At 64.8% G+C, this 216-nt stretch carries 1 pseudogene; it reads left to right on the top strand.

What is annotated here, in order from left to right:
• Positions 1 to 216 (top strand): annotated as a pseudogene (locus ACYVO7_RS25885) (IS5/IS1182 family transposase); the annotation flags it as partial.

The raw sequence follows: 216 nt of genomic DNA, 5'->3' as shown, positions 1-216 counted from the left end.
TCTTCGCCTATGCGACCAACTATCTGATCGACCTCCAACACGCCGTCATCGTTGATGTCGAAGCCAGCCGCGCGATCCGGCAAGCCGAGGTCGGCGCGGCTCGCACCATGATTGAGTGGACGCAGGATCGGTTCGACCTCTGGCCGGCCCGCCTTGCCGCAGACAGTGCCTACGGCTCGGCCGAGAACCTTGCGTGGCTCGTTCACGAGCGCGGGA

This window comes from Alsobacter sp. SYSU BS001988, from assembly GCF_054796215.1.
Note: the sequence above shows the minus strand (reverse complement) of the source record. Positions and strands in the feature narration are given on the sequence as shown.